At 62.0% G+C, this 18,549-nt stretch carries 15 protein-coding genes; 6 read left to right on the top strand and 9 right to left on the bottom strand.

The features are described from left to right. Window positions 1-28 precede the first annotated feature (28 nt). Both SM763_RS01825 and SM763_RS01820 read right to left on the bottom strand, forming a co-directional pair. On the bottom strand, window positions 29-814 hold the full coding sequence (locus SM763_RS01825) for an EAL domain-containing protein (protein WP_274827852.1): 786 nt from the start codon (window positions 812-814) through the stop codon (window positions 29-31). Between the two features lie 207 nt (window positions 815-1,021). After that, a complete protein-coding gene (locus tag SM763_RS01820; RefSeq protein ID WP_368997267.1) occupies window positions 1,022-2,320 on the bottom strand; it encodes a hypothetical protein in 1,299 nt (432 codons plus the stop codon). A 320-nt stretch (window positions 2,321-2,640) separates the two neighbouring features. On the opposite strand from SM763_RS01820, the gene SM763_RS01815 reads away from it, so the two are divergent. Then, window positions 2,641-3,648 carry a hypothetical protein gene (locus SM763_RS01815; RefSeq protein ID WP_368997265.1) on the top strand — a complete coding sequence of 336 codons (1,008 nt, stop codon included), beginning with the start codon at window positions 2,641-2,643 and terminating at the stop codon, window positions 3,646-3,648. Between the two features lie 15 nt (window positions 3,649-3,663). Here the strand turns inward: SM763_RS01815 and SM763_RS01810 are convergent, their stop codons facing one another. Next, window positions 3,664-4,806, bottom strand: coding sequence for an acyl-CoA dehydrogenase family protein (locus tag SM763_RS01810; RefSeq protein ID WP_368997263.1), 1,143 nt, complete (start codon window positions 4,804-4,806; stop codon window positions 3,664-3,666). A 5-nt stretch (window positions 4,807-4,811) separates the two neighbouring features. Then, window positions 4,812-5,483, bottom strand: coding sequence for a TetR/AcrR family transcriptional regulator (locus tag SM763_RS01805; RefSeq protein WP_368997261.1), 672 nt, complete (start codon window positions 5,481-5,483; stop codon window positions 4,812-4,814). A 101-nt stretch (window positions 5,484-5,584) separates the two neighbouring features. Between SM763_RS01805 and SM763_RS01800 the strand changes: the two genes are divergently transcribed. Beyond that, window positions 5,585-6,379 carry a TIGR03084 family metal-binding protein gene (locus tag SM763_RS01800; RefSeq protein ID WP_065273305.1) on the top strand — a complete coding sequence of 265 codons (795 nt, stop codon included), beginning with the start codon at window positions 5,585-5,587 and terminating at the stop codon, window positions 6,377-6,379. Window positions 6,380-6,443: 64 nt separating this feature from the next. Here the strand turns inward: SM763_RS01800 and SM763_RS01795 are convergent, their stop codons facing one another. Beyond that, a complete protein-coding gene (locus tag SM763_RS01795; RefSeq protein ID WP_368997259.1) occupies window positions 6,444-7,334 on the bottom strand; it encodes a 2-dehydro-3-deoxygalactonokinase in 891 nt (296 codons plus the stop codon). A gap of 417 nt (window positions 7,335-7,751) precedes the next feature. On the opposite strand from SM763_RS01795, the gene SM763_RS01790 reads away from it, so the two are divergent. The 4 genes from SM763_RS01790 (at window position 7,752) to SM763_RS01775 (ending at window position 12,514) form a co-directional block, all read left to right on the top strand. Further along, window positions 7,752-8,831 (top strand): AraC family transcriptional regulator, encoded by a 1,080-nt coding sequence (locus tag SM763_RS01790; RefSeq protein ID WP_368997257.1) that lies wholly within the window; start codon window positions 7,752-7,754, stop codon window positions 8,829-8,831. 634 nt (window positions 8,832-9,465) lie between these two features. Next, window positions 9,466-10,101 (top strand): sugar transferase, encoded by a 636-nt coding sequence (locus SM763_RS01785; protein WP_065273817.1) that lies wholly within the window; start codon window positions 9,466-9,468, stop codon window positions 10,099-10,101. 193 nt (window positions 10,102-10,294) lie between these two features. Then, a complete protein-coding gene (locus tag SM763_RS01780) occupies window positions 10,295-11,158 on the top strand; it encodes a CpsD/CapB family tyrosine-protein kinase (RefSeq protein WP_368997255.1) in 864 nt (287 codons plus the stop codon). A gap of 111 nt (window positions 11,159-11,269) precedes the next feature. Then, entirely contained in the window at window positions 11,270-12,514 is a 1,245-nt protein-coding gene (locus SM763_RS01775; protein WP_274832048.1) for a GumC domain-containing protein, read from the top strand. A gap of 93 nt (window positions 12,515-12,607) precedes the next feature. Here the strand turns inward: SM763_RS01775 and SM763_RS01770 are convergent, their stop codons facing one another. The 4 genes from SM763_RS01770 to SM763_RS01755 form a co-directional block, all read right to left on the bottom strand. Then, entirely contained in the window at window positions 12,608-13,975 is a 1,368-nt protein-coding gene (locus SM763_RS01770) for an oligosaccharide flippase family protein (protein WP_368997254.1), read from the bottom strand. Window positions 13,976-14,270: 295 nt separating this feature from the next. After that, window positions 14,271-15,101: a glycosyltransferase family 2 protein gene (locus SM763_RS01765; protein WP_368997252.1), complete on the bottom strand. Its 831-nt coding sequence runs from the start codon at window positions 15,099-15,101 to the stop codon at window positions 14,271-14,273. Beyond that, window positions 15,098-17,617: a hypothetical protein gene (locus tag SM763_RS01760; protein ID WP_368997250.1), complete on the bottom strand. Its 2,520-nt coding sequence runs from the start codon at window positions 17,615-17,617 to the stop codon at window positions 15,098-15,100. Before SM763_RS01760 ends, SM763_RS01765 begins: the two co-directional genes overlap by 4 nt. Then, complete coding sequence (locus SM763_RS01755; RefSeq protein ID WP_368997249.1) at window positions 17,614-18,546, bottom strand: hypothetical protein; 933 nt, start codon at window positions 18,544-18,546, stop codon at window positions 17,614-17,616. The genes SM763_RS01760 and SM763_RS01755 overlap by 4 nt, the downstream gene beginning before the upstream one ends. Window positions 18,547-18,549: the final 3 nt, after the last annotated feature.

Genomic DNA, 18,549 nt, shown 5'->3' with positions numbered 1-18,549 from the left:
GACGTGACGGTAACTTTTGGCGTGTGCCTCAGCGTAGCACGCTTTTCTCCATGGACAGGCTGCTGTGGACAGGCCATTGCGGCGCAGGGAGGGACTCAAATCCCGGCTTGGCGAACAAATACCCCTGCATCAGGTCCACACCCAGATCATATAGCGCATCGTATTCGCCCTGGGTTTCAATCCCTTCGCAGACGATCAGGATACCCATTTCCTCAAGCATCCTGATGGTGTTGCGAACAATCGTCTGTTTCGCCGATGAGACATCGATATTGCGGATCAGCCCGGCGTCCAGTTTCACCACATCCGGCTGGAACATCGTCAGCAGTTTCAGGCCGGAATAGCCGGCGCCGAAATCATCGATGGAGGTCTTGAAGCCAAGGCGGCGATAGGTGGTCAGGATTTCGATCAGCTTGTCCGTGTTCACCCGTTCGGTTTCGGTGAACTCAAACATGATCTGGTCCACCGGAAATCCAGTGCGTTTCGCCGTTTCAAGAGTCAGCCGGATGCAGGCCTTTGGATCGTAAACCGCATTGGGCAGGAAGTTCATCGACAGGAGCGCGCCAGTTTCCGCAAGGTTCAGCTTTGCTGCCAGTTCGATCGAGGTGGTGCGGCACTTCTGGTCAAAGGCGTAAAGCGTATCAGAAGTGACATGCGAGAACACTTCGCGCGGACCAGCGCCGTCCTTGCCGCGCAGCAGCGCCTCGTAGGCAAAGATCTTTTCCGCGCCAAGGGCGACCATTGGCTGGAACGCCATGGTGATGGGCAGGTCGAACTTTGCGCCATTCCGGCAGGCCTGACATTTTTCCTGTTTCACCGCTGCACCTCCTAAGGATCCGTCGGCCAGCTGTGTAACCTTTCTTCCTAAAGAAAGGTTTATGCATCAGCGGGATGCACCCTCCTTTTTAGGTGAACGGTTGATCGTCGAAGGGGATCAGTAATGCTGCTCCAAAAAATCGCCGGAGGCCCCCGTTTGGGGGCCTCCGGTCAATGTCTTCTCGGTTCATGGTGAGGCAGCGTGGCCTCAGACAGCCTCGGCCATCATGTCGTCTTCCGTGTCAGCCGGGTCTTCCGGCATCATGTCATCCTCCGGCGGTAGGGTCATGAGAGACATAACATCCGGTTCGGTTGCGGGTTGGCTAAAGGCGACCGGAAGGGTTTCGGACCAGCTGTCCAGCGTCATGCCATTCACCGCTGCCGGGTCGGTTTCGACCTGCGCCTGCGCTTCATCAGTCAGACCGCCGTGCAGCTCCTGCGGATCCCGACCGTCGCTGTTGACCACAATCGACACATTGGTGAGGTCCAGATCCTGCAGCGTCAGCGCGCCATCTTCGGACCAGAGGGTGAAGTTGAGGTTGTTGACGGTCCCTTCGGTGCTGTCCGGCACCTGTCCGAATTGCACGTGGGCGTCATAGTTTTCGGAGACAGTGGCGCCGTTATCCAGCGTGTTCTCCGAATTGGCGGATGCACTGTGGCCGGTCACCGGCAACGCGTTTTCATCCGGGTAGAAGTGCAGTGCATCGGTGCGGCCGTCGTCGCTCAGGTTGAAGAACATGCCGTCGAGATCAGCCTCCTGGCCGTCAAAGGTGGTTGGATCCAGTTTCACGAACAGCTCACCGCCGGGCGTCTGCGTGACGGACACGTCCACCTGGCTGCCGCCTTCTTCGCCCAGGGTGAAAGTGATGGTGGTCTTGCCATCGTCGGTGTTTTCGCCGCCGCCGCCGTCTGTACCGCCGGTTCCGCCCGTGCCTCCGGAGCCGCAATGGCCACCGCTGCCCCATCCGCCGGTTCCACCAGAACCGTGAGTCCCGCCAGAACCGTGGGTGCCGCCAGAACCATGCGTTCCGCCAGAGCCGCGGGTTCCTCCAGAGCCATCGGACGCGCAATCGTCATCTTCGTTGCGAGCATGGTCCCACCAGTTCTTGCCACCGTGGTTCCACCAGTCCTTGCCGCCGTGATGGCCTTTCGAGCCGCCACCGGTGCCGCCGCCTGATCCGCGGCCTGTGCCTTCTCCCGTGCCGCAGCCGTCCTTGCCACCCGATCCCCGGGTGCCGCCAGAGCCTTTGGTTCCGCCGGAGCCCTTGCTGCCACCGGTCCCCTTGCTGCCGCCCGTGCCGTGATCGTCCTTTTCGTCGCGGTCCCACCAGTTTTTATGGCCTTTGCCGCCGTGGCCAAACCGGTCGGACAGATGTCCGTCATACCAGCGCGCGAAGTGTTCGCCGCGCACGCCGCCATTGTGGTAGCTGTTGCTGCCGCAGGCGTCCTTGCCGCTGCTTTTTCCCCAACCGGACCAGCCTTTGTGCGAAAAATGTCCCCAAGTCATATTGTCACCCCTACGATCTGAAATGATGCGTTTCGGCAGGCGCAAAATGGGAGGCGTGCCGCTCAACGGTGAACATATGAAATGGTTCGGCAGTCGAACAAATTTTCGTCGCATTTTAGTCAAATACGGGGTGAGTGCGGGAAATTTTGGAAACAAACAGTCCTTTCGGAGGTGTATTGTTTGCGATTGGCGCGCCCTGGCGTATCAACTTCAGCGTGTACCGGGCGAATCGCGCACTCTCTGCCTCTGTTTGTCCCGAAATTCGCCGTTTTCTGATGTCAGCACAGGCGCAACACTTGGTGAGGTGAAGAGGGACAGACGTGGCTGACGGCAGTTTTGAGGATCGCAAGGCCTATATCGCGGCCAAGGCCGAGGTGGTTCTGGGCGCCGCGCCCGACCGGATTTCTGCGCCGGGGGGCAATTCGCGCTCGTCCTTGCGGCTGCATTATCCCGACCACAGCGTGATCGCGACACTGCGGCCCGACTTTCGCCGCACCCATCTGGAGGCGCATGTGCTGCAGGAGCTGGCGCCCCATTGTGACGATATTCCGCAGGTTCTGGGCGTCAGCGATGACGTGATGTTCCAGTCTGACACCGGTGAGATGCGTCTGAATGCCGAGATCATGGAGCAGGACCCCGAGGATCAGGTGGAACTGGCGGCCGAGGCGGTGGCGGCGATCTTTCGTATTCACGCGGCCGGGCGGCAGACGAAGCTGGCGGAAATGCTGCCGCATCTGGGCTCGAACGCGGATTGGGTTGGCTCCTTTGTCGGCTCGGTTGCCGCGATGGAGCCCTATTCGGTAGGCATCTCCCGCCAGTTCGATATGGCGGCTGTGGCTGAGCGGATGGATTACCCGGGCATGCAGTTCCTGAAATGGGATTGCCGGTCGGGCAATGCCGCCATTGGCGACGACGGATACCTGCGCTGGTTCGATTTCGAATACGCCGGTCTACGCCACGGGGCCGAAGATCTGGCCTGGCTGATTGCTGATGAAACCTGGCCCATCGCCCCCGATGTGATGGCCGATATCGTGATCGAGATTTTCGACCCTGGCTGTGGCCACGACATCGCCGATTACATGGATTACCTGTCGGTCTACACGACATTGCATTGCGTGCAGCGGCTGAAGCTGATCGAGCAGGAGGTCAAACGCCGCGGCTGGCTGCGCAAGGAGCGGGTGCGCAAATACGATGATGCGGGCGCGCATCCCGATTTTGCAGTGCAACTGTGCCGGGTCGGGGCCTATTATTCGGCGCAATCGCCTTTGACGGCGCCGCTGACCCGTAATTTCGAGGCGGCTGAACGCAGCTTTTCCTCGGCGGTATGACGCGCCGCTGCGCGATTACAGCCCCATCTGCCGCACCGCCAGATCGCGCATGATTTCCTCGGAGCCGCCGCCGATGGCCATCACCTTGACCTCTCGGTAGATACGTTCGATCCGGTTGCCGCGCAGATAGCCCGCACCACCGAGTATCTGCATCGCTTCGGAGGCGCAGAACTCGCAGGCCTTGGAGGCAAAGACCTTGGCCTTGCAGATTTCGGCCACCGGCATCCGCCCTTCGTTCACCTGCCAGCAGATCATGTTCAGAGTGGCCTCTACCGCGTCGATCCGGGCCGAGATATCGGCGATCTTGTGGCGGATCACCTGATGGCGGATCAGCGGCTTGCCAAAGGTCTGCCGCTCCTGTGCCCAGGCGATACTGTCCTCAAGGCAGGTTTTCATCATGCCCAGCATGTTGGCGATCAGCCCGACCCGTTCGAGGTTGAAATTCTCCATCACCGCCAGAAAGCCATGATTTTCCGGCCCCATCATCCGGTCGGCGGGCAGGCGGACGTCATCGAGGAACAGCGTTGCCTGATCCGAGCACCACCAGCCCATTTTCCGGCTCAGCGCGCTGCGGGTGAACCCCGGGGTATCTGCTTCGACAAAGAACAGCGAAATCCCCTCCAGCCCCGGCTCACCAGTGCGGGCAGGAATGACGAAATACTCCGACGTCATGCCGCCGGTGATGAAGGTCTTGCTGCCGCTCAGCACCCAGTGATTGCCATCCCGCCGCGCCGTGGTGGTGATATTGGCGACGTCCGACCCGCCGCCCGGCTCCGTCACCGCAAGCGAAGACCCTTTGCGCCCCGCGATCACCTCCGGCAGCACCTGCATCTTGATTTCTTCGCTGGCCAGCCGGGCAATGGGATCAAGCGAGATCTGACGCCCACCCATGGCCGCCGCGACACCGCCCGCGCCGCAGCGGGCGATTTCCTCGCTGTAGGCGGCACGCATGAAGCAGTCGTCAAAGCCAAGCCCGCCGTATTTCTCCTCGATGCCAAAGCCCCAGACGCCCAGCGCCCCGGTTTTCTGGTGCAGCTCCCAGGGGATTTCCCCGGCTTCGTCCCAGTCATCGCAGAAGGGAGTGATTTCCTGCGCCACAAAGCTCCGCAGGCTCTCGCGGAAGGCACGGCGCTCTTCGGTGTCAAAGGGGCTTTGCATGCGGTTTACTCCTTGGGGCCGGGGCGGGTCGCCAGATGCGGCGACATGATGCGGGCGAACAGATCGACCATCTTGGTGATGATCTCTCGATCGCGTTCGTAGGGTGCCTGACTGTGCAGCCCGCGCATAAAGCTGCGGCAGATCGACCAGAGCAACGCCAGATCCTCGCCCGAGGACGCGGTGTATAGATTGGCAATATTGCGGTTGAAGGCGTCGTTATAATCCCAGAGCGAGGGGGTGATGCGCGTGCGCAGGGTTTCATCCGTGCGCGAGGCGACGAGGATTTCCATCACCGCGCGCCCTTCACGGGTGTTGATCACCCGGGCCCACAGACGGTGCAGTTCGGCGGGCAAATCCTGTGCCGCGCCGCCCTTGCGCAGCATATGGCCGCTTTCGCTCGCCTGTTCTGGGCCGCGCACCGGCGCCAGAAGATGTTCCAGCGTGCGCACCATCATCTCCTCTTTCGAAGGAAAGTGATGGGTCAGCGCCCCGCGTGACACACCAGCGGCGGTCTGTACCCGGTTGATCGAGGTTTCCGCGTATCCCGACTGGTCCAGACAGTCCGTGACCGCGTCGAAAATCCGCTGCCGGGTCTTGTCTGCCCGCGTTTCGGTTCGCGTTGTGCCCGCAGCGCCGGGCGCGGTGACGTCGGGTTGGTCTTCGGTTTTCTGTGTCATGCGCCTATCCTTTGAGGAATCGTAAAACAGAACGTTCGGTCGGTTCAATCGTGGAAGGGCTCGCCGGACGTAGCGGAATTTCAATTGGGAGGAGGGCATCCATGCAGCAGGCAGAGGATTTTCGTGCCGAAAGCCGGGCGCTGGCGGCGATACTGGAGGATCTGCCGGAAGAGGCGTTTCACAGGCCGACGCAGTTCAAAGACTGGACCATCGATCACGTGCTGGGCCACCTGCACCTGTTCAACGTGGCGGCAGAAACCTCGCTCAAGGGGGAGGAGGCCTTTGCCGCATTCATCGGCCCGATCGTGCAGGACATGCAATCGGGCAAGACGATCCTGCAGTGCCAGTTCCCCTGGCTCGACGGGCTGTCGGGACGGGCGCTATTTGAGGCCTGGAAGGCTGGCGCGGAAACCTGCGCCGATGCTTTTGCTGTGGCCGATCCCAAGGCGCGGGTGAAATGGGTGGGCCCGGACATGAGTGCGCTGTCCTCGATCACCGCACGGCAGATGGAAACCTGGGCGCATGGTCAGGAGGTCTTTGATCTTCTGGGGCTGGAGCGGGTGGAGCAGGACCGGATCCGCAATATCGCCCATCTTGGCGTTGCGACTTATGGCTGGACCTTCCTGAACCGGGGAGAAGAGGTGCCCGACCCCGCGCCATTCGTCCAGCTGACCGGACCGTCTTCGGCGGTCTGGGAATGGAACACGCCGCAAGAGGACAACCGGGTTGTCGGATCTGCGGTGGAGTTCGCGCAGGTGGTCACGCAGGTCCGGAATATCGAAGACACCGCGCTGGAGGTGACCGGGGCGACCGCGACGCGCTGGATGGAGATCGCCCAGTGTTTTGCTGGCCCGCCCGAAATGCCCCCCTCGAAAGGGGCCCGTCACAAGGTCTGATCGCTTGGCGCTCCCTCGGCCCTTTGTCCTGTGAGCGGGCAGGGGGCCGGCGCGACGGTGGAGGTTAGTCGTCTTCTTTGCGCAAGCTGCGCCAGGCCCGGGTCAACCCGGCCAGTGTCATGCGTTCCGGGTCTGCAATGGTGACCGGCAGCCCCTGCATTTCCAATGCAGCGGCATAGGGGCGGGCGGTCTCCTTTTCACCGATCAGCGCCAAATTTTGCCCTAGCCAGTAAGGGCGGGCGGCGGCCAGTTCGGCGCCCAGCACGGCGCCCCAGATCCGCCCGGTGGCCTGTTCCGGGGTGCAGCTGCCGCCATGCATGGCTGCCTTGGCTTCGGCTAATCGCGCGGCCATCAGTTCCGGCTTTGACATGGTGTCGGCTGCGGTTCCGGTCAGCTCACCAGCTGCCCAGTCCTGCACCTGCAATCCGGCCATGGCGCAGGTGGCTTCGGCCAGCTCCACAGTCAGGAAGCTTTGAAAACTGACGACTTCATTTGCGCTGATCAAAGCCCAGTGGGTGGTTTTTCCGGGCAGGCAAAGAACCCCGTCCCAGGACGGATTGAGCGCCAGAAACCCGGCGATGCAGGTTTCGGCGCCCTGCATTATGGCAGGCGGCGCCTTTTGCGCCAGCCCGGGCAGAGTGATGAGCACGGTTTCCCGGGGCAGGGCGCTGCCTTGTGGGGCCAGTGGCAGCTGGTCCGGGCGCGTCGGGACGGCCTGCGGTGCGGCCAGGCCGGTGCCACAGGCGACAATTGGCAGTTGCGATGCAGTCAGCTCGCTGCACAGCGCGGCATGGATCTCGGAAAAGCCTGGATCGTTGCTGCCCTGCGGCAGATGTGCCTTGCGGCGAGCGCCGGGCGTGTCTCCGGACATGGCCCAGAAAGTCCACTCCGTGCCCTGCGCCTCGGCAGCGATCCAGTTGTCGGACTGAAAAAAAGACGATCTATCTGCAGCCATGGTCATCCGCGCCTTCCGTCTGTTTTGGAATGGCGCGCATAAAGACGCGATTCCCGCCAACAGGCAAGCAGGCGACCGTCAATGTTGCTGGCACGGCGTTTGATCGCCCCGAAAAACGGCCAGACCTATCCGCAGGTCTTGGGGTACTATCCAAAAGGTGAGGGGGGATGACCGGAAGAGACGCCAAGCGGTGGCCGGTTTCCGCTGGACAGAGTTGGGAAATATTCAAATCAGGCTATATTGTAAAAGCAGCCTGCAGCGTTTCGTGGGGCTGCCTGGCCAAGCGGCGCACCCGCGTACAACGCACGGATGAAACGCCGGGACGCTCTGCCCGGATGCACCACAGAGGCCATGTCAGGGGCCAAGACGATGCCCTCTGACTGTGGTGTTGAGTGTGTCTTGAGTGGGGCTTGTGTTATGACCCGGCATCTGAACCTTGAAAATGCAATTTTTGTACAATGCGCCGCGCAAAGGCTGGCCGAGCTTGGGCATTCTTCGGCAGAGATCTTTCGTGCGGTGCCTTTTGGCCAGAGTCTTGTTGGCCAAGAAGAGCCTTTTACCGACAGCCGTTCGATCGCATCGTTCTTTCAGCATGCGGCGAAAATCAGCGAGATTGATCTCTTCGGACTGCGGTTCGGGCAGCAGACCGATCTGCGCAAGGCCGGGCTTCTGGGGTATCTGGCGTTGTGTGCGCCGCAGGTGCTGGGGTTTCTGTCGAACCTGTCGGACTACGCCCGCCTATTCGGAGAGGCCCTGCATTTCGATCGCTCCCAGCTTGCTGAAACCGGTGCGCTGACCTGGACCTATGCGGTGGATGCAGGCACCCGCCCCGAGATCCGCGGAGGAGAAAGCCGAGTGCGGACATCTGCTCCAGACACGGCGGGGATCGAGCTAAGCGGACAATACGTGGAATTCCTCGTGGCACTGATCCTGTCCAGCCTGCGCCGGTCCAGCCAGACCCGTATCCGGCTGCGGCAGGTGGCGTTCTGCCATCACCGTTTGTCCGGCGCCGCCGAGATGGAAGAGTTCTTTGGCTGCCGTGTCCAGTTTGGTGCACCGGAAAACCTGTTACGGTTCGAAACCGATGACCTGACGCGGGAGCTTGCGACAGGTGACCCGATCCTGTTGCGCATCTTGCTGCAATGCGCCGCGTCGCAGATGAAGACCATGACGGCCGGGGAGAGAGATATCGCATCGCAAGTTGGGCAGAGCATTTCGCGTCGACTTGCCTCGGGAACGGCGGCGCTGGAGACCGTGGCACAGGACCTTGGCATGAGTCCCCGTACCTTGTCGCGCAAGCTGGGCGATCAGGGTACCAGTTATTTCGAAATTTTGGAAAAGCTGCGCGAGGAAATGGCCACGCAATATCTGTTGCACAGCGATCTGGTTCTGGCAGAGATCGCGCATTTGCTGGGCTATCGCGGGCTCAGCTCGTTCAACGATGCCTTCAAGCGTTGGACAGGAAAAAGCCCCGGAAAATTCCGCAGCGGCTCCTGAAACGGCCGTGATCCTGTCGAATCTCATTCTGTTGCAGGCTGATAGCGTGCACGCTTAGCCCGGATGCAATGTGGGGGCTGAGGTGCGCTGCGCCACCGATTCCGGGTCTATATTCCCCAGTTCCCCAACAGTGTGAGCATATTTTGGATTATTGTTTCCCAAATGCGCTGGAATTCAGGTGAAAATGTGGCTGGTTAACCTTTTTTCATTTACTCGCAGCAATTTAGATAAAAATATATTAAAAAGAATGTGTCGATAATTTGAACTTCTTTCGCCCTAAATGCGGAGAAGTGGGTGCAGGGAAGACGCGTGGGGGCGCGTCCTATCAGACCCTTCAATTACAGACGTGTGTTGCCGGCTGCTGCCATGCCGGACCTGTGCAAATTAAACGGTTCCGCAGGATGCGGTGTGCCCGACCCATGGGGTCTGGTGAGGAATGGGGATTTTGATGACGGACCTGTTGCGTAAGAATAAAGTTCCGATGCTGTCATTTGCTTCAGTCGATACTGCTGGGCAGGGAACCTTGGTTTTGAAACGGCTCAAGGATGAAGCTCTGCGACAGGCGATGACAGCGCAGGCCGCCAATGCCAACGTGGCCCAATGGATCGGTCCATCACACTATGAACCGCTGCAGATGCCGCACCGCCGGTCCTCGCGTCCGGAGCTGTATCGTCGGGCTGGAAAACGGACCCTAGATTTGCTGCTAACCCTATTATCCTTGCCTGTCACTCTGCCTGTCGTGTTGTTCTGCGCGCTGGCGCTTGCACTTGAAGGCGGCAGCCCGTTTTACACGCAGGAGCGCCTGGGCCGGAATGGCAGACGCTTCCGAATCCTGAAATTACGCACCATGGTGCGGGATGCGGATGCCCGTCTGGCCGAATGCCTTGCGCGGGACCCGGCCTTGCGGCGGGAATGGGACGCAACGCAGAAACTGAAGAACGATCCCCGCATCACCCGTGTTGGCCGTATCCTACGAGTCACCTCCATGGATGAGCTTCCGCAGCTGTGGAACGTGGTGAAAGGCGAGATGAGCCTTGTGGGTCCGCGTCCGATGATGCCCGAGCAGCTGGCGATTTACGGTGATCCGCGCGACTATTTTGATCTCAAACCCGGTTTGACGGGGCTGTGGCAGGTGTCGGCCCGCAACGAAAGCACCTTTGCCTTTCGCGCTGCCGCGGATTCCGAATACTGTCGTGCGCTAAGCCTTGGCTGTGACATCGGTCTGATCTGGCGTACTATCGGCGTGGTTCTGAAAGGTACAGGATATTAATCCCTGTCTGGTTCAATGCAGTCGCGAAGAGGACCCGCGCCGTGCATCTCATTTTTGGTGCGGGCGCTGCCTTGCGGCCATGGCCGGAGCAAGACGCGTTGCGGGCTTCTTTCGCAGGGGCAAGTTGATATGATCCTGAAGTTGGCAAAGCTGCGGCCACGTGGCAAGGCTGTGATGACAATATGAGCAAGGCATGACGCAACAGGGTTTTAAGAAATTTCGGCGGCGCGCACAGGTTCAGCCCGAGGTGCAGGAACAGTTGCGCCCGGAACCGGATGAGGCTGTGCTGGAGAACGTACCACCCGGCCTGCAGTCCGAACCTGCCGAAATCCTCCCCACCACCTTGCCAAGCCCATGGGAACGGTTGGCCAGAATCTCCTTTAATCCTGACCGGGGGGGCCGTGATGGTGCGCCGCTGGCTTCAGCCGTGCGGACCGACCCGGCCGGGCGCGCCTTTGATCTGCTGCGCACGCGGCTGTTGCAAACCTTGAAGGTCCGCGGCTGGAACCGGGTTGCGGTCACTGCGCCCACCGGGGGCTGTGGAGCCACATTCTGTGCGGTCAATCTGGCGCTTAGCTTGGCGCGGGTGCCGTCTAGCCGGACCATCTTGATGGATCTCAACTTTCGCAGCCCTGGGGTGGGCCCTGCGATGGGGCTGGTGGCGGCGGGCGACATGGCGTCCTTCCTGTCCGGCACCCGCCCTGTAGAAGAGGCGCTGGTGCGCCCGCTCGATACGCTCGCGGTCGGGTTGAACGCGACGCCGGACCTGAACGCGGCAGAAATCCTGCATGACAGCCGTAGCGCCGCGGTACTGGACCACATGCTGGCGGACCTGGACCCGGAAACGGTTGTCTTCGACCTGCCACCGATGCTGGAGTACGATGATGCGGCGGCCTTTCTGCCGCAGGTCGACGGGGTGCTGGTGATCTCGGACGGGACGCAGACAACGGCGGCGCATCTGGCCGCTTGCGAGAGGATCCTCAATGGAAACGCGCCGTTGCTGGGGGTGGTCCTGAACCGAGGGCGCGCGACCGCCGACATCGGTCCTGTCGCATAACTTCCGCCAACCGGTCAAAGTTTTGCCTGCTTGCCATGGTGTGTATGGCACAGCACACTTTGCACGTTAATCTGCCCAGCGGCGCGACCGCGGCAAACCAAGAGATGTTGAATGGGTCCTATCTACTCTTTGCCGGATCTTCTGGACATGCTGCGCCGCCGTGCGTTGGTGATCCTTGCGATTGCCGTTCTGGGCAGTCTGGTGTCGCTGTTTCTGGCCGCCCGACAGCAGCATTTCTACGAAAGCTCCGAGGTCATCCAAGTCGCACAGCCGACAATCGCGGATGATCTGGCCAAATCAACGGTCGAAGGATCCACCGCGCGTCGCATGCAGCTGATCGAACAGCGGCTGATGGCGCGCAGCTCTGTACTGGAGATTGTCGAGGCGTTCGATCTATATGGCGATATGCCGGATCTTAGACCTTCGGACCTGGTTACGCTGGTGCGCGAAAACGTCTCGATTACCGGGGTGGCTGCGGTGCGCGAAGGCTTCGCCGATGATGGCACCATCGCTGTTTTGACCATCACCGCCCGCATGCCCAGCCCTGAACAGGCCCAGGCGGTTGCAGCGGAATTTGGGCGCCGGACGATCGAGCTCAGCGTCAGTACCCGTATCGAGCAGGCGCGGGAAACGCTGAATTTCTTTACCGCAAAGGAAACGGCCGTGGCCAAGGAACTGGCGGCGCTGGACGATGAGATCGCCTCCTACCGGACCGAGCACGACGTTGCTCAGCCGGGGGCGTTGGAAATCCGCCAAGGGGAAATCGCCACACTGAACGAGGCGCTGCTGGATATTGACCGGGAGCAGATCCAGATCCGTCGGGCGGCAGATCAGGCGATGTCCAATGAACGCCCGGCAACAGCGCAGCGCATGCTTGAAGAATTCGAAGAGCAGCTTGCTACCCTGACCGCGCAGCGCGATCTTCTGACCCGGCGCAAGGCAGAAATCGAAGCGTCACTAGAAACCTCTCCTGAGGTCGAGCGTCAGCTCGCTGCCTATGACCGCAGGCTGCAACAGCTGCAGAGCGAACTGGAGACGACCCGTGCTCGCCGCAACGAGGCCGAGATCGGATTCCGTCTGGAAACCGCGCGCCAGTCCGAGCGGTTGACAGTGCTGGAACCAGCTGCCTTGCCCGATTACCCGGTAACAGGGGGACGCAAGCGCACGGCGCTTTTGGGCGCCGCCGCCAGCCTGCTCGCCGCTTTGGTGATTGCCTTCCTTCTGGAGTTACGAAAGCCGGTGCTGCGCTCGGTCGCGCAGATGAAGCGGGAAACTGGGCTAATGCCGGTTGTCACCATTCCGGAAATGAAGTCCCCCGGTGGAAAACGGCGCTCAGGCAAAGGGCGGCGCAGCTGATCGTTTGCCTTGTGAGGGGACCGTCACGACCAAAAGCCGGGCGCGCAGTCCCAGTTGTCCTGCCGCAGGGGCGGCTGTAGGGCAGGCGGTGGATCAAGGGGCCAGCGCCTTGATCAGGGTCAGCACCGCATCTTGATGCCACCAAAGGGCGCTGCCTCCGACCAGAACAACCAGAAAGCCACAGACCAGATCGTGCAGGGGATCCCAGGCGCCGTGTCGGCGGGCCAGCCAGATCAGCACCGGATAGGCGCCGAGCATCGCCAATCCCAGCGCTGCAATACCGCCGGGCAACCCGAACCAGTAGGTGCCGAGTAAGAAAAGTGCTGTTTGCAGTAGGGCGCGGCTGGCGGTGAAGACAAAGAACGCCCGGCTGTCCCCGGCGGCCAATGCGGCCTGGTCGTAGGTCATGGTGATGACGGCCGGGGCCAGCGCCAGTGAGATCAGCACGATCATCGCGCCCGCCTGCTGATAGCGCGCATCATACAGGAGGTCTGTCAGCCAGGGGCCGATCCAGGCCATGATCAACAGCAGCGACAGGATCACGGCGCTCAGACCTGCGCGCAGCAGGCGGTGTTTGCGCCGGTTTTCCGGCGGGCCATCAGCGGGCTTGTCGCGATAAACCGGAATCATCAGCCTCTGGTTCACCGCATGGCCCAGCAGCATCGGGAAACTCGCCAGAAAGTAGCCGATATTATAGACGCCCAGCACATCCAGCGGCACAAAGCGGCCCAAGATAGCCCGGTCCCCCTGCGAGGTCAGGAACCAGAAGGCCGTGGAGAGGAATATCCACTTACCAAAGCGGATCAGCTCCTGCGCGGCGCGGGGTTCCCAGCGAAACCGGTTTGTCTGCCCTGGCAGGCCGAAATGGGTCAGCACAAGTTTCACCGCGGCCTGAATGACCCCGCCCAGAACCAGCGCCAGAACCGATCCGGTTGCCCAGGCCAAAAGCACCATAGCGCCGATGCCAAGGGCCTGCGCCGCGAGATCCAGTGCAGTGAGGCGCCCGACCAGCAAGTGCCGGTGCGCAGTTTCAATGCGGGTCGGATTGAAGCCTGCGATGGCGAGGCCAATGCCGCCAATCGGCAAGTAGAGCAGCAGATCCGGGGCCTGATAGAGCCAGGAAACAGGCCAGGCCAGCAGCAGAGTCATCCCCCAGAGACCGAACCCGCGGACAACTTGAATGGTCCAGGCGGTGTTGAGAAAGTCGGGATCATCGCCGCGTTCATTCTGCGCAATGGACGGGCCGATCCCGACATCGGAAAACAGGGAAAGGCCAACGGTCACCACGCTGACCAGTGCCATCAGGCCAAAGGCCTCGGGGAACAGCAGCCGGGCCAGGATCAGATTGGCGCCAAGCCGCAGTGCCTGGCTGCCGCCATAGCCGATCATCAGCCAGGAGGCCGAGCGCAGCACCCGCGCCAGCAGACCCTGGCCGGAAAACAGCGCGGCTTGCTTAAGCATCTGACCTCCTGATGGTTTTCTGCACGCTAGGCAGGGCGGCGCGGCGCGTCAATCGACATGCAACTTTCGGCGCTGCCTAAGCACGAAACCCGGCAGTTGCTTGCGACAATCCGTTGGCTGGGCAATGATTGATGCGCCGTCGTGACAGGCAGTGAAGCAGCGCGACGGCGGAAACTTCTGCTGCCAACGGCGCTCTCCCGCCCATCTTGCCCACGGCAGAGCCGCGTGTGCGACGGTTGGGCCTGGCGCCGCGCAAGCGCGGCGCGGTGGCGTCAGTCCGCAGGCTTCAGGAGGCCTAGCGACCTCTCGCCCAGCGTGTCTTGGTCCTGAACAGTGGCGTTTTTACCGTCAGGCTGACCAGCGCATAGGCGGCAAACCCCAGCGGGTCGCGCAGGAAGAGGCGCATCAGACCCGATGCGCCGAGGCTGCGTTTGTCATCGTTTTCCAACAGATGCGGAAATCGCTTGGCGATTTCCTCGACGCCGATATTCTGCCGTCTGCGCACCCGCACCAGATTGGCAAAACCTTCGACCATCGGCCAGTCATAGCGGGCGGGCACACGAATGCGCTCGGCAGGGGCAAAGGACAGCCGTGCGAATGTGTCGTCCGAGATGATGTCGGGCCAGTCCTGCCAGCGCTCACGCCCGGTACGGGTCATGGCGAAAAGACCAAAACCGGGGGCGCCATCCGTGACAAAGGGCAGTCTGGACCAGAACCGGCCATAGGCGCGGGTCAGGGCAGAGCGGGCCGGGCCGACACGGGGGCTGCCGCTGGCATAAAGCGGTCGCTCCGGCGTCAGAGCCCCTGCAAGTTGCGCCAAGAGAGGCGGGGTAACCGTGACATCGGCATCAAGATAGACCAGCACAGCGCCCTTTGCACGGGTATCCCCGGCGTTGAGCGCGGCCAGCTTGCCGCCCTGTGGCAGGTCGATCACCTTGCGGCTCCAGCCTTGGGGAAGGGTGACAGAGCGGGCAATTTCAGCGGTGTCATCGGTGCAGCCATTGGCTAGCACCAGAACCTCGGCCGAGCTGGGCAACGGATCAGAGGCAAAAAGCGCCTCAAGACAGGGGCGGATATACGCCGCCTCGTTATGGGCCGGGATCAGCACGGATATCAGCGGTGTCATTTCACCGCCTCCAGCACCCGCCAGCGCGGGTTGTCGTCGCTGAGCGTGCGCCGCGCACCCCAGCTGCCCCATTTGCCGGGCACAGCCACATCGGCATAGGCCGCGAACAGGGTGCCGCCATGCTCGGCCCAGCCAGTCAGCATCTTCGTATAAAGCGCGGCCATTTCTTCGGTGTAGTTAAAGTGGGTGAAAAAGCCGGTCAGCTCTGCGTCCTCGACCATTTGGCCGACACCCACCACATGGCTGCCGCCCTCGTACATGATTAGGTCCAGCTCGTATTCGTCGGCGACGGATTTGTGATAGGGCAGCTCCTTGTCCAGAAAACCGGCCATAGCGCCATTGCCGTCCTCGCTGAGGAGGCCATCCTCGATTTCCAGCATAGCCTGCGCCGTTGCCACATCGTACTGATGCGCCTCGATATAGGCCGCAGCCTCAGCGCCCTGCAGCCCCAGATCGGCGGCGGCAGAGCGGGCCCGGTCGCGGCTGTCGGCGATCCAGGCGCGCACCATGGGGGCGTTGTCGCGCAGGCCAAGCGTGCCGCCGAAATAGCCGGTGATTGCATAGGCATCGAAATAGCGCGCCGGGGGCAGGCGGTCTGGCGCCCCGGCCACCCAGAGCGGTGCGTTCAGCACCTGTTCCTCAAGGCCCGGCCAGCCGGTCTGACTGGAAATCACCCGCACCAGTCGTTGGTCGGCGTCTGCGCCAAAGACATCGGTCCAGATCCGCGACATTTCCGCAGCGCGTCCGCCGTAGAACTGCATCCAGAGGTCACTGCCGCCCCAGAGGCTGCGGGCCTGCTCGTCGGCCCATTGGGCCTGTGCAAATTGCCAGTTCCAGACCTCGTTGGAGTATTCCACATAGGCGCGCAAATCTTCGTCCAGGCCGCCATCCACCAGCTGGGCGAAATTGCGCAGATAGCTGTCGTCGGCCATATGGGGCATGTTGAACCAGGGATCGGCGCCCAGTGTATTGACCAGCGCCAGCAGGATCTCGGCCGGAACGCCCTTGCGCGCCCAGGTGTAATCGGAGACCTCCGGGCGGTCTTCCCAGCCAACCTGTTCGGAATCGTTGGTCTGCATCCAGTCCATAAAGCGCAGCACGTCAAACCCATCCAGCATGTCGAGCCAGAGTGGGTTGAACAGGGCGCCATCTTCATAGGCCTGCAGTTGATCGGCGCGCACCACGGTGATGTTGCGGACGTAGTCCGCCCCGCGCCCAGTACGCTGAATGCGGATTTCGACCGGACCGGGGCCGGGGGTATAGTCAAAGGTGACCTTGCCCTTGCCATAGCGGACGTTTTCGGCGCGGCCAGAGACCTCGACAATGCCGGAGCCGTCAAAGCGCAGCACATAACGCCCGGCAAGCGAGTGCGCCGAGGCGGGCAGATCGGTCAGAATGACGGTGCCGATGGAGCCAAGCTCGGGCGGCATGGCGGTGGGCCAGCCTTGCGGGTCCAGATAGCCTGCAGCGGCAAGATCGTCATGGCCGACACCGCCCCAGCGCCCAGGCAGGTGGCCGATCCAGGGACGGGCGGTTTTGAAGTGGTCAAGGAAAGGCGCCTGCGGGCTCCAGTCGGCGACCTCCATCAGGTTCATGGCGATCGGCTGGCGCGGCGGTGCCTTTGCGGTGTTTCCCGGCGCGGAGGCAGAGGCCGCAACCTCCTCATTCAGGCGTGGCGCAGCGGGGTCGGAGGGCAGCGGCGGCGGGTCGGGCGGCAGGGCGGCGGTGCGCACCTCCTCGCCTTGGGCCGCGGCCCAGGCGATCTCCTGCAGCCGCCGGGCCAGTGCGGGCGCAGGCGCCGGATAGGCCTTGCCCCAACGATCCTTCAGCCGGTGCGGCAGGCCCATTGGGCTGTGTCCGGTCAGAACCGCATACTGCAGCGCGCTGATATAGTAGAACCCGGTGGCATTTGGGTGGATGTCATCGGAAAAAACTTCGGAAATCTCGGTGAGGCCCGGCACCGTTCCGGCCCGGATGGCATCGTCCAGACGCGCCATGGCCTGCCCGGCGGGAAGTAGGCGCATATCACCACCGACACTGTCGTTGACTTCATCGACCACAGCCTGCCAGCGGGGCAGGTCCTGCTCCAGCCGGTCACGCCAGGGGATATCGGCGCCTTCGTCAAACGGCACCTCGGTGCCGGTTCCGCTGCTGAGGCTGTGCCAGGTTTCCTGCAGATAGACCGCGGCATCCGGATTGGCATCCTTGGCCAGCTGGTAATAGCGGGTGACGGTCTCTTCGGTATTGCTCCATTTCAGGTGATTGGCCAGCGGAAGGCCCTCGGTGAGGATCACCGCGTCGACTGGGGTCTGGAGCCGCTCGCGGGCGTTCACCCCTTCGGCGCTGTCGCCGTGCTCCCAGTTATAGCTGAGCGGCGCGCCATTGATGATCTGCGCTTCGACGGTGGCACTGCTACTGGACTGGCGCAACAGCTGTTCCAGCATGGCGGGATTGTCCTGGCCAAACAGCGAATGGCCCACCATCAGGACCGAGGTGATCAGTGTTTCAAGGTTCATCCGTTCTGGCCTGCGTCAGAGAGACCCGTGCGGGGGATCCCTGTCACCACCTGCCAGACAATTTGCTGCACCGTCTCGGCAGCGGCCGGTGACAGCGCCGTCGCTGCCTCTCCATCCGGACGCGACAGCTGGTGCGGTAGGCCAACAGGGGAGCGGTGATAGAGCACGGCATAGTGGGCGAGGGCGACAATATAGGCGCCCAAGTCGTTGATATGAATGGTATCCTGTGCGCCCTCTGGGCTCTTGGCGAAAAGATCCGCAATATCGCTCAACCCGTCGATCTGGCCTGCATCAATGGCCCGTGCGACAGCGGCCATGACCTGTCCGGCGGGGATCAGGTAGACCGGGCGTTTGGGATTGCGACGCGTGTCTGATCCGAGCACCTTGCCCAGCCAGAGCCGGTCCAGATCGCTTGCGATGCGCGCCTGCCAGCCGTCCGGGTCATCGAGGTGATGCCAGGTCTCATAAAGATAGATCCGCGTGTCAGGCGAAGCATCACGGGCCAGCGCGGCCCAGCGGCGCATGTATTTGGCGGAGCCGAAATACTTCACCGCGTCGCGCAGCTCGACCATTTCTGTCAGCACCACCGCATCATAATCGCCAGAACCGATGGCCTCTTTGGCGTCGCGCCAGATGGGGGCATGATTCACCAGATCGAAATGAAGGATCGGCTCCTCCGGCTCCCAGTGCTGTTTTAGCGACGTGCCCGACCCGAGCTGGCTATTCCAGCTGTGCCCCTTGGGTGCAAGCTGCGCCAGCATATGAGGCATCACAGGGCCGACCAGAGAGTGGCCAAGGTGATAGACCTTCATTGGCTGCTCTGGTGGGGAAAGCTCGGGGACCGGAAACGGCGCGGCCTGCAGGGGCAGGCTGGCCCAAATCCCATGCAGGCAGGTCGTCAGCGCCAGAAGCAGAGATCGTTTTCCCATTGC

The organism is Pseudophaeobacter sp. C1-32P7, assembly GCF_041008775.1.
Lineage (GTDB): Bacteria > Pseudomonadota > Alphaproteobacteria > Rhodobacterales > Rhodobacteraceae > Phycobacter > Phycobacter gallaeciensis_A.
The sequence above is the reverse complement of the archived record's forward strand: the minus strand, read 5'-3'. Positions and strand labels throughout refer to the sequence as shown.

Bases quoted from the DNA above. Each gene is read 5' to 3' on its own strand.
- SM763_RS01795 (WP_368997259.1), bottom strand. From the start codon at position 7,334: ATGGCTGCAGATAGATCGTCTTTTTTTCAGTCCGACAACTGGATCGCT.
- SM763_RS01785 (WP_065273817.1), top strand. From the start codon at position 9,466: ATGCCGCACCGCCGGTCCTCGCGTCCGGAGCTGTATCGTCGGGCTGGA.
- SM763_RS01805 (WP_368997261.1), bottom strand. From the start codon at position 5,483: ATGACACAGAAAACCGAAGACCAACCCGACGTCACCGCGCCCGGCGCT.
- SM763_RS01780 (WP_368997255.1), top strand. From the start codon at position 10,295: ATGACGCAACAGGGTTTTAAGAAATTTCGGCGGCGCGCACAGGTTCAG.
- SM763_RS01800 (WP_065273305.1), top strand. From the start codon at position 5,585: ATGCAGCAGGCAGAGGATTTTCGTGCCGAAAGCCGGGCGCTGGCGGCG.
- SM763_RS01760 (WP_368997250.1), bottom strand. From the start codon at position 17,617: ATGAACCTTGAAACACTGATCACCTCGGTCCTGATGGTGGGCCATTCG.
- SM763_RS01810 (WP_368997263.1), bottom strand. From the start codon at position 4,806: ATGCAAAGCCCCTTTGACACCGAAGAGCGCCGTGCCTTCCGCGAGAGC.
- SM763_RS01790 (WP_368997257.1), top strand. From the start codon at position 7,752: ATGACCCGGCATCTGAACCTTGAAAATGCAATTTTTGTACAATGCGCC.
- SM763_RS01820 (WP_368997267.1), bottom strand. From the start codon at position 2,320: ATGACTTGGGGACATTTTTCGCACAAAGGCTGGTCCGGTTGGGGAAAA.
- SM763_RS01770 (WP_368997254.1), bottom strand. From the start codon at position 13,975: ATGCTTAAGCAAGCCGCGCTGTTTTCCGGCCAGGGTCTGCTGGCGCGG.
- SM763_RS01775 (WP_274832048.1), top strand. From the start codon at position 11,270: ATGGGTCCTATCTACTCTTTGCCGGATCTTCTGGACATGCTGCGCCGC.
- SM763_RS01765 (WP_368997252.1), bottom strand. From the start codon at position 15,101: ATGACACCGCTGATATCCGTGCTGATCCCGGCCCATAACGAGGCGGCG.
- SM763_RS01755 (WP_368997249.1), bottom strand. From the start codon at position 18,546: ATGGGAAAACGATCTCTGCTTCTGGCGCTGACGACCTGCCTGCATGGG.